The 8,940-nt window shown below is 68.3% G+C and carries 13 protein-coding genes; 1 reads left to right on the forward strand and 12 read right to left on the reverse strand.

Translation table 11 applies throughout. The features are described from left to right. Positions 1-12 precede the first annotated feature (12 nt). The 11 genes from OG352_RS05595 to OG352_RS05645 form a co-directional block, all read right to left on the reverse strand. Entirely contained in the window at positions 13-324 is a 312-nt protein-coding gene (locus OG352_RS05595) for a hypothetical protein (RefSeq protein WP_329214948.1), read from the reverse strand. Beyond that, positions 321-1,604 carry a hypothetical protein gene (locus tag OG352_RS05600; protein WP_329214950.1) on the reverse strand — a complete coding sequence of 428 codons (1,284 nt, stop codon included), beginning with the start codon at positions 1,602-1,604 and terminating at the stop codon, positions 321-323. The genes OG352_RS05595 and OG352_RS05600 overlap by 4 nt, the downstream gene beginning before the upstream one ends. 57 nt (positions 1,605-1,661) lie before the next feature. Further along, positions 1,662-2,177, reverse strand: coding sequence for a hypothetical protein (locus tag OG352_RS05605; protein WP_329214952.1), 516 nt, complete (start codon positions 2,175-2,177; stop codon positions 1,662-1,664). Further along, on the reverse strand, positions 2,165-2,659 hold the full coding sequence (locus OG352_RS05610; RefSeq protein ID WP_329214953.1) for a RusA family crossover junction endodeoxyribonuclease: 495 nt from the start codon (positions 2,657-2,659) through the stop codon (positions 2,165-2,167). Before OG352_RS05610 ends, OG352_RS05605 begins: the two co-directional genes overlap by 13 nt. Further along, positions 2,656-2,856 (reverse strand): hypothetical protein, encoded by a 201-nt coding sequence (locus OG352_RS05615; protein WP_329214955.1) that lies wholly within the window; start codon positions 2,854-2,856, stop codon positions 2,656-2,658. The genes OG352_RS05610 and OG352_RS05615 overlap by 4 nt, the downstream gene beginning before the upstream one ends. After that, the gene (locus OG352_RS05620) at positions 2,853-3,215 is read right to left on the reverse strand and encodes a hypothetical protein (protein ID WP_329214957.1); all 363 of its coding nucleotides are present in this window, start codon (positions 3,213-3,215) and stop codon (positions 2,853-2,855) included. Before OG352_RS05620 ends, OG352_RS05615 begins: the two co-directional genes overlap by 4 nt. Before the next feature lie 298 nt (positions 3,216-3,513). After that, positions 3,514-3,981: a hypothetical protein gene (locus tag OG352_RS05625; protein ID WP_329214959.1), complete on the reverse strand. Its 468-nt coding sequence runs from the start codon at positions 3,979-3,981 to the stop codon at positions 3,514-3,516. After that, a complete protein-coding gene (locus OG352_RS05630; protein ID WP_329214961.1) occupies positions 3,978-4,658 on the reverse strand; it encodes a response regulator transcription factor in 681 nt (226 codons plus the stop codon). The genes OG352_RS05625 and OG352_RS05630 overlap by 4 nt, the downstream gene beginning before the upstream one ends. Beyond that, positions 4,648-4,950 (reverse strand): hypothetical protein, encoded by a 303-nt coding sequence (locus OG352_RS05635; RefSeq protein ID WP_329214963.1) that lies wholly within the window; start codon positions 4,948-4,950, stop codon positions 4,648-4,650. The genes OG352_RS05630 and OG352_RS05635 overlap by 11 nt, the downstream gene beginning before the upstream one ends. Then, positions 4,943-5,170 carry a hypothetical protein gene (locus OG352_RS05640; protein WP_329214965.1) on the reverse strand — a complete coding sequence of 76 codons (228 nt, stop codon included), beginning with the start codon at positions 5,168-5,170 and terminating at the stop codon, positions 4,943-4,945. The genes OG352_RS05635 and OG352_RS05640 overlap by 8 nt, the downstream gene beginning before the upstream one ends. A 370-nt stretch (positions 5,171-5,540) precedes the next feature. Further along, on the reverse strand, positions 5,541-5,786 hold the full coding sequence (locus tag OG352_RS05645) for a helix-turn-helix transcriptional regulator (protein WP_329214967.1): 246 nt from the start codon (positions 5,784-5,786) through the stop codon (positions 5,541-5,543). A 201-nt stretch (positions 5,787-5,987) separates the two neighbouring features. Here OG352_RS05645 and OG352_RS05650 point away from each other — a divergent pair, with 201 nt between their 5' ends. After that, entirely contained in the window at positions 5,988-6,494 is a 507-nt protein-coding gene (locus OG352_RS05650) for a helix-turn-helix domain-containing protein (RefSeq protein WP_329214969.1), read from the forward strand. A gap of 838 nt (positions 6,495-7,332) precedes the next feature. Here OG352_RS05650 and OG352_RS05655 read toward each other — a convergent pair. Further along, entirely contained in the window at positions 7,333-8,910 is a 1,578-nt protein-coding gene (locus OG352_RS05655; RefSeq protein WP_329214972.1) for a recombinase family protein, read from the reverse strand. Between the last annotated feature and the right edge of the window lie 30 nt (positions 8,911-8,940).

Consider the following 8,940-nt stretch of genomic DNA (forward strand, 5'->3'; position numbering starts at 1 on the left):
TCCCTTCGGGTGTCAGTCGGATTCGGTGTGGTGCAGGGCTGCGCGTGCTGCGGCGGCCCCGCGGTGTGCGGTGTCGGGTGCTGGCGGCTGGCGGCGGTGTCGCCATGGCTCCGGCATCCCTGCGACGAGGTCTGGGGGTTCGGCGTCGGGGTCGGCGATCAGCTGGGCGATCGCGACGACGAGGCGGCCGAACGACATGTCTTCGCGGCAGCGGATCTGTGCGAGGACGTCACGGAGTTGGTCGGGGGACCAGTCCGGGCGGGCGGCTGCGGCGAGGGCGAGCAGCTGGGGTGTCGCCGGGCGGGGGACGTCTTTGTCGGTCATCGGTTCCTCCCTGGCGAGTCCTCAAGCCGGCCTCGGCTGGCGGGCAGCCGGTAGGGGGTGCGGATGCCGAGCTGGCGCTCCCGCTCGTCGAGTTCGCGTTCGAGTCGGCGTAGCGCGGCTGTGGCGGCTCGGGTGCCGGCGCAGGCGCCGCACTCCCGTCCGGTGTGCCAGATCCGGCCTGACTCGCATGCGGTGTCCCCACAGCCACGTCGTACGACGGCCGCGCCGAGCAGCCACCGGCCCGGGTCGCGGATCGTGTCCGTGGTGGCGAAGCGGAACTCCAGCCGCCTGCGGAGCCTCTGGGGTTCCTGGCCCTCGTCGAGTTGGCGGCCGATCTCCCGCGCCAGCGCACGGACCACGTACGGCGGCAGGCCCGGCAGCAGGCTCTTCACCGGTTCGAGGACTCGCCAGATCCGCGGAGCGAGACTCAGCTGCGGCCCGGAGTACGCCTTCAGGCCCAGTTGAACCTTCGGCTCGGCATTCAAGCTTTCGGCCGGAACCTTGAATTCGGCGGGAAGCGGAGGGTTTTCCACAGGCCCTCGCGCTACTACCTGCACTCGCCTACGGCGGATGTCCAAGACGGCAGTGGGCGGTTGATCATCCGGTGAGTCAGTCTGGTGGTGTTCCTCTTGTAGCGATCCCTCACCAAGATCCGCAGCCGATCCCTCTCCAGAGTCCGCAGTCAGCGCGGCCTGCATCGGCTCGTCGTGCACGGTGTAGAGGTGCCGGCCGCGGTACCCGGCGCGCCGGTCGACGCTGATCCAGCCGAGGCGCTCCAGCTCCCGCAGGATGCGGCGCACAGACCGCGGGTCCAGGGGCTGGCCGGCCTTCTGCCCGGAGCGGTGGTGCAGGACGCGCGCCAGCTCGGCGAGGGTGATGTGGACACCGGTCGCCGTGGCGTACGACAGCGCGGCGTAGCAGCGCAGTTGGCGCGGGCTGAGTGACTCACTGGCGCGCGTCGGCACCCAGCCGCCATGCTCCACAAGCCAGTTGGTGGCCCGGATCCTACGGACCGCGGTCTCGCCGTCGCCGCCGGGGAGCGTGCGCCGCTGGCTCGTCAGTTCAACGATGTCGTCGGACGGGTCGGGCCGCATGAGCTGCGTCAAGGCCCGTTCGACGGTGGAACGCGCCAGACCGAGCAGCCCGGAGAGGTAGGCGACCCCCGCCTCGCAGCCGGTCGTGCGTCGCTCCAGGGCCGCGATCTTCACGTACACGCTGACGGCGGCGTCGCTGTACGAGCCGACGATCACACGCAGCGGCACGCGGACCTTCTGGGGCATGGGGGTCACCTCCTTCGAGGCGTAGACGGGCTGGGCTGGGAGGGTGTTAGGAGGTCGTCAGGTGTCGTCGCCGGTGTCCTGGGCGGTGTTGAGGACAGCGGTGAGGCCCTCGGCAAGGGCCTGCATCTCGTGCCGGACCTCGCTGAGTGTCAGATCGGGCCCGTGGACGAGGCGCTGGGCGTACTCCCGCCAGTGGGCGAGACCGGCCCGCAGACGCGCGACCTCGATGTTCGCGAGCAGGCCGGCGGTCAGCCGCAGTGTGGACTCGCTCAGCTCCAACTGCCCGGTCTCGTCGTCGAACGTGCCCTTCGCGGTCCGCTGGAGGTGCAGGTACCGCTGGGCTTCGCGGATGGCTCCCTCCTGGTCGCGGTTGGGGACCTCCAGCCCGGTGATGCGCACCCTCACCGAGGGCTTGCCCTCGGTGTTCGGGGCGGGCTCGGTCCTCTCGATGTGCGCGAACTCGATGATCGCCATGCGGCGGCCACCGGGCTGGTCGTACATGGGCCGGACGTGCGGCTCCAGGGCCTCCTGTGCGGATGCCGACACCTTCGCGTCGAACTTCAGGATGGGCATGACGTGGGCTCCTTGAGGAAGTCGTTCAGGCGCCAGAGCTTGATGACGGCACCGGGAGTGCGGAGGGAGTCGCCCCAGAGCACGTAGACCTTGGTCGCGGAGAGGCTGGCTACGACGCTGTCGTCGGAGACCACGCCCGCGTCCTTCAGGGCGTCCTGGGTCGAGCGGACCAGCTTGTCCAGGTCTGGGGTGGTGGTCGGATACGGCGGCGCTGACGCCTTCAACCGGCCCGCGTTCTTCCCCGTGCCGTAGTGGCTCTTGGGCCTGCGCAGGCTGAACTGCACGTCCAGCCACACCGGTCCGTCCAAGGCCACCCATCCGTCGTCGTGGTGAAGTGCGTCCAGGGCGGCCGTCTTCACGGCTTCGCGCCACGGCTTCACCGCGGCCGACGACTCGTAGAGCGCCCCGTGGGCGTTGCGGTTCTTCGAGCCCTGCGGGGCCGGCGTGCCGTACACGGTGAGCAGGAGAGCGGGTGCGGTCATCGGGTCTCACCCCGCATCCGCTCGTTGTGCCAGCGCTGCCCGCACTTCACGGGCCGGTGGTGAAGAGCCGGGAACATGGCGCGGGCGGCGTGCTTGGCGTCCCGGCGAGAGAGGTAGCTGGCCTTCCCGCAGTCGGGGCACTTGCCGACGCTCAGGTTCTTCGGCGAACCGTTGAAGTCGCGGATGGCCGTCTTCACGACCCCTCACCGCCGTTCGCCCGCTCGTCCAACTCGACGGCCGTGGCCTGGATGATCTCGGTGAGCATGACGGCGGGGAGTTGGTGCGTGATGGCGAGCGCGCCGACGGACGCGCTGGCCACCAGCAGAACCGCGACGCTGTCGTTCAGCGACACGTCCGTGTACTGGGTGAGCCGGTCGGCGAGGACGGACGCGAGCTTCTCGATCGCCTCAAAGCGCGCATCCGTGCCGTAACGGCGGCGCTGCTCACGCAGCGCGTCCAACGCGACCTGACACGACCACGTCTCGCTGGTCATCGCGCGGAAGCCCTGCGCGGTCAGATACTGCGCCGCAGCGTCCTCTGACTGGTACTCGCTCACTTCTGGTCACCGCCTTCGGCCGCCTCGCGGTGCCCGGAACCGGCTCCGGTGGTGTGGGCCCTGCCCGGCGCAGGCGAGATCCCTGAAGCGCAAGCAACGTGACGCTCCTCCCCCGCCTTGGCTTCCGTGCCGATCCTTTCGGCGGCGGATGACGTTGACGCCGGACAGGGGGTCGGGAAGCCGCCCGCCGCAGGCAGAGTCACTGGGGCGGGACGGTTTTGCCCCTCCACTGCCTTCGCTTCCGCGGCGGCCCGTCTGCCAGAGGCGGCGGCGGATGACGTGAACGGCGGGCGGCTGGTCATAGCTTCACCGTCCGGATCGTGATGCCGGGGGTGGAGGCGGTGCGGGCATGCTCGGCGATCTCACGGATCTGCTCGGCCCAGCTGGGCGAGAAATCGCGCGGCGTCTGCCCGGCGATGGCCTTCAGGACGTTGCCGTGCACCATGTCGAGGGTGGTGACGGGCTGGGGCAGCGATTCGATCTCGAGCAGGCCCAGCGCAGCGTTTTCCAGGTTCCAGCCGGTGAAGACGACCGCCCCCGCGTACGGCTGGATCGGGGCGCCGAGCGCGGCGAGCACGCACGAGCCAGTGATGTTGCGCGGGTAGCGCTCGGGGAAGCACAAGCCGACGTCGTTGACCCACCCGGCAACGGCGAGGTGCGGGAGGTGCACGCGTGCCTTACCCTCTGGCCCGATGACCGCGTCCCAGTCCAACTTGTCATCGGCGTGGGTGAGTTCGCCGTCGTCGGTGATGATCGCGTACCTCATGAGGCGGTCCTCTCCGGGAGCGGGGCGGTGGGGGCGGTGGGTTCGCCGTGGAAGACGGCGCGGACGATCCAGGCACCGATGTCGTTGCGGAGCGCCTCTGCGGTGAAGGCTCTGGCGGGTTTGTATTCGCCGGTGATTCCTTCGCGGATACGCCAGACGGCCCCGTGTGCTCCCTGGCGTGTCGTGTAGGGGCCGATGTCCACCGGCGTGCCGGGGTTGGCGCGCATGGCCGCGGCGGCCTTCTTGTGTGCTGCGCGCCATTTGTCCACCGTGCGCGGGCGTACGAGGCGGATGCGGTCGGGGATGTGCAGGCTGGGCAGCCAGCCGTGGCTCACTGCGATGGCGACGGCCTGCACGGCGTTCTCGACGCCCATCCGGTCGTACAGGGTGGAACAGCGGGACCGAACGGTTTCCGAGGGCAGACCGAGATTGCGCGCGGCGCTCTCGCGGCTCTCTCCGTTGGCGAGCTGGGTGAGCAGGTCGATCTGCCGCTTCGTGAGCGGGCAGCGGTAGGACTGGCCCTGGGGGCGGTGTTCAGCGATGACCTTCTCGATCGCGGCGAGCGCGTCGAGGTCGCTGTCGCCGGAGGCGGCGCCCCACAGGTCCTCGATGAACGCGGCAAGCCGGTCAGGGGCGAGCCCGGCTGCCCAGGGGAAGGCGCGGGTGTCAGCAGTCATCGCGCTCGACCCCCGTGGTGACCGATTGCAGGGCGTCGACCTCCAGTTCCCTCACCCGGTCCTTGAGCCGGGCGACTTCACCGACGTAGCGGGGCAGCGCTTCGCGGGCGAAGGCGATGAACTCGACGACGGGGATCCGCTGGGTGTCGGCCCAGGTCTCCAGGTAGCAGATCGGGCCGACCTGGTCGGGCAGGCCGTACTCGTTCGGTTCGACCGCCCACGGGCCCGTCGGGGCCGCCGCGACGATCCGCTGCGTCTCCTTGAGGTACTCGTCGGTCAGCGGCTCAGGCATGACGGCCGCCGTCCTCGGCGTCGAGGGCGTCCAGAACTTGGCGCAGGGACTCGCACATGGCACCGAACTGGCCTGCGAGGCGGAACGAGTTGGCGACGTCCAGGTCGAGGGCGTTGGACTCGTCGAGGATGCGGCGCGCGTGTTCGCGGGCGATGTCGAGTGGGGGGACGTACGTCGGCAGGGCCGGCGGTCGGTCGGTGTGTGCGATGCTGGTCTGCATCGGGCCCACCTCGTTCCTCTCAGGTGATGGGTGGTTGGGCCGAGGGTCCGCCGGGTGCACGGCGGGCCCTCAGTACGTTCAGGGCCGTGGGGTCCGGCAGCGGCGGCACTCGAACCGGAAGACCGGATTTCGGTGTCCGCACGTCTCGCACACCCAGCGGCAGACGATGTGGATCGGTGAGCGCATCAGGCCGCTGCACGTCCTGCCGGCACCGGGATGGCCAGGTGGCCGAGTAGGACGACGAGCCGTGTGACCTCCGTATCGGTCAGCCCACACACGCGGCACTTCCCGGGGTCGGCGTTGTGTTCGCAGGTCTCGTCCCACCCGGCTTGGAAGGCCTCCTCTGCCGTGCGGCATATCCGCCCCGGCATCAGGAGGCCGGCCTTTGAGTGAGGGCGTGGAACTCGTCGTCGCTGGCGGGGAGCAGGTCAGCTATCTCGCAGTTCAGGACGTCTGCCACCTGCGCCAGCTTCTCGGGGGAGAAGTTGGCCTTGCCGAGGGACACCGCGCTCACGAGCTGCTTGCTGACCCCGATGGCCTGGGCCAGTGCGTTCTGGCTGAGGCCCGCTTCCACCCTGCGGCGCGTAAGTCGCTGGGGATCCACTGGGGTTCTCATGTCAAGGACTGTATGTGACTGGATCGGACAGTACAAGGATGTACCGATCGGTAACTGTGACTTTCTTTGACATTGCCCTTCGGGTCCGTACTTGGATCTTCCGACTGTGGAGGTTGTGTGTGGAGCCCTAGGCGGGGGTTACCCAGGGTCCGGTACAGTCCAAGAAAGTCCAATACAGGGAGAGGGGCAGGGAAAACGGCCATGGGATCACCGGCGACACCCCCACCGCCGGCGGAGGCCACACTGATCCGCCTCGTCCGAGAGGCCGCCGGACTCAGCCCGGAGGCCGCGGCAGCAAAGATGGAGATCAAGTTCTCAGGCAGCCGCTGGCGCCAGATCGAACGCGGCTTCCGAGCGGACACTCAGACCGAGGTGATCGCACCGGCCGGCACATTGGCCCACATGGCGTGGGTCCTCGGCATCTCGGCCGACCGGCTTGCAGAGACCGGCCGCGAGGACGCGGTGAGAATCCTGCGTGAGTTGGAGCGCGCCGAGGCGGCCGCGACCCCACCCGCCGAGGCGGCCCCACTCGGACAACTGGAGGAGTGGCAGCAGAAGGTCATTCTCAACGCGTTGGACGAGAAGCCCCGCAGCCCACAGGAGAAAGCCCTTCTGCTGCGTACGCTCGCCTCGCAGATCGAGAGGGCAGGGAACGAAGAAAGCGGCGAGACACCCGACGGCAAACCCGCAGGTCGTAGCGCTTCGTAAGCCCCTACCCAAAGCTTTGTTACGACCGGATCACGATCCGCATTTATGCGCCCACCCCAGTCAAAAATTGACGCATTCTCAACACCTGCACTGCACAGCCAGTTGATCCGTGTGCTGCTCGTAGGGGATGGGAATGATCAGATTCATTCTCGCGGGCGCACTTGGCGCAATCGCTCTGATCGTGTATCTGCTCTTCCGGCGGCTGAGGCAACTCAGCTGGCAGCTCACACAGCTACGCGTCGAGCGCGACAGCGAAAGGATTCTGCGCGAGATCGGCATTCGCACAGGATCTAGACACATAGAGGCCATACCGACAGACGCCCCCGCCCGAAGGAAGGGGCACCTCAGCCTGTACATCGGCGGCGGCCTGGCATCCGCCGTGATGAGACTGCGCGACACCTGCCACGCGCACCGGCCGGCGCTCGTCACCAGCGGGGCCGCCGCCACCGTCGCCATCGGGGCCGCAGCGCTCCTCCTGTCAACGAACCTCAACCAGCCACCGCCCGGCGTCACAGGCCCTGCGGAACCACCGACCCAAGCCGCCTCACACGCGCCGAGCACGCCGGGGAAACAGCCCTCGCGGGGGTCTGCTCCCCCATCACAGCCCCCAGGCCCCAGCTCCAGCCTCAGGACGCCCACGGGTGACACAGAGGACAGCCCGGAGGCGGTAGCGAATATCGTGACGCCGTTACAGCCTCCGCGCGCCCCAGAGGATTCCAGTACCAGTCCGCCTGCCCGCAGTTCACCAAGCGGAGGCAGGCCAGCATCCACGATGCCGCAACCGACGGAGCCCTCCGCACCGGATCCGTCGGGGTTATCATCGCCGACGTCCGTCCCGCTACTGTGCGTCGACGCGCGTGGGCTGCTGAAGCTGCGGCTCTGCCTCAGAGACTGAATGAACGGCCGGCGCGCTCCGGAGCGACTTCCTGTGCACCATCACACTGTCAGGACTGAATCCGGAGCCGCGCCGCCCATTCGGGAGCACCTCGATCACGAACAATGCAGCGACCACCTCGTGGCGTACATCGATCGGTTCGGCCTTCCACGCATCCCAGCTGATACCCGTCACCCGTGTGAGGAGTCGCTGCCTGGACGTCATGGCCAGCTGACTCCGAAGCTCGCTGATCTTCTTGTCGAAGCTGGCCAGCGAGAGCATCGCCAGCGCCGGGTCAATGTCCGGGTGTTCGGCGAGCTGTTCCAGCTGCCTTCGGGTCTGCGCCTTGCGCGTTTCGAGCGCCGTGATCTGGGTCGCGATGTCGGAATGCCCGTCCAACGCTGCCGCATGCAGCTCCTGCTGGAATCTCTTCACGCTGAGCAGCCGCAGTGTCCGGCCGACGACATAGGCCTCAAGGTGCTCAACGTTGCGGGACAGATAGCACTCGGCGCAGTCGTAGACGCGTCGGGGATCGGCCGCGCGGATCGGCTTCGTACGCCATTTCTCAGACCGGCATCGTCCGCACAACAGCGCACCGGTCAGCAGGTACTTACGCGCGGGTCCCGGGTTCGGCTTCTCCCTTCGGCGCTGGTCTCGGATAGCGATCAGCGCCTCTCGTTCCTCGTTGGAGATGACCGCGTCCCAGCTCGCTTTGTGCAGGACGCCTTCGTGCTCGATGAGGCCGGCGATGCGCGGCGCAGTGAGGACGGACCACAACACCCGGGAGGACCACGGGCCGCCTCTTGTCGTGGTACTCACCGAGTCCATGTACCGGATGCTTCCATTCACCGACAGACCGGCCAGCATGCGCCGGGCGACTGCGGCGAGGTGTTTGGTCTCCTCCGGCACCGGCTTGTTGAAGTCGAGGATCTCGACCTCGTGCTCTTCCTGGGTCTCGGGGTCCACCTTGATGCGCGTTCGTCCGGTGGGCGCGCCCCAGCCGAAGGGGCGGTTGCCGCCTTGCTGGCATCTGCCCTTCTTCGCCACCTGCGCCGTGTAGCCGCGTTTGCGGCGGCGAGAGAGGTTGTCGACCTCGCGGCAGGCCTGGGCTGCCTCGATGCGCAGGACGAAGCGGTCGTCGGGGTTGGACAGGTCCCGCACGCCGCTCACGGAGGCCAGGGGGATGTGCCGTGTGTCGGCGATGTTGAGGAGCAGCTCCAGGTCGTACGGCTGCCGGATCAGGCGGTCGCCATGGTAGGTCATGATCCCGTCGTGGTGGTGGTTGGCCTTAGGGTCGCTTTGGACAAGCCGTCCGCTGTCCCGGTCCATGGTCAGCAGCATGCGATCCCAGTCGGGGCGCTTACGGTTGTGCTGCCAGGCCGAGCGCGAGTTGTCGACGTACACGCAGCAGAACTCGGGCCAGCCGAGGCGGGCGCCCGTGGCTCGGCCGTCTTCCTCCTGACGCTCGACTTTCTCCAGTGAACCGTCGGGCGCGTAGGACAGTCGGGTGTAGAGGCAGGGCCGCCGCGGGATCGTGAGCACAGGTTCTCCTTCCGAGGCATCGACTACGAT

It is taken from the genome of Streptomyces sp. NBC_01485 (assembly GCF_036227125.1).
GTDB lineage: Bacteria > Actinomycetota > Actinomycetes > Streptomycetales > Streptomycetaceae > Streptomyces.

Coding starts and splice junctions, on each gene's coding strand:
- OG352_RS05595 (WP_329214948.1), bottom strand. CDS start 324: ATGACCGACAAAGACGTCCCCCGCCCGGCGACACCCCAGCTGCTCGCC.
- OG352_RS05600 (WP_329214950.1), bottom strand. CDS start 1,604: ATGCCCCAGAAGGTCCGCGTGCCGCTGCGTGTGATCGTCGGCTCGTAC.
- OG352_RS05605 (WP_329214952.1), bottom strand. CDS start 2,177: ATGCCCATCCTGAAGTTCGACGCGAAGGTGTCGGCATCCGCACAGGAG.
- OG352_RS05610 (WP_329214953.1), bottom strand. CDS start 2,659: ATGACCGCACCCGCTCTCCTGCTCACCGTGTACGGCACGCCGGCCCCG.
- OG352_RS05625 (WP_329214959.1), bottom strand. CDS start 3,981: ATGAGGTACGCGATCATCACCGACGACGGCGAACTCACCCACGCCGAT.
- OG352_RS05630 (WP_329214961.1), bottom strand. CDS start 4,658: ATGACTGCTGACACCCGCGCCTTCCCCTGGGCAGCCGGGCTCGCCCCT.
- OG352_RS05635 (WP_329214963.1), bottom strand. CDS start 4,950: ATGCCTGAGCCGCTGACCGACGAGTACCTCAAGGAGACGCAGCGGATC.
- OG352_RS05640 (WP_329214965.1), bottom strand. CDS start 5,170: ATGCAGACCAGCATCGCACACACCGACCGACCGCCGGCCCTGCCGACG.
- OG352_RS05645 (WP_329214967.1), bottom strand. CDS start 5,786: ATGAGAACCCCAGTGGATCCCCAGCGACTTACGCGCCGCAGGGTGGAA.
- OG352_RS05650 (WP_329214969.1), top strand. CDS start 5,988: ATGGGATCACCGGCGACACCCCCACCGCCGGCGGAGGCCACACTGATC.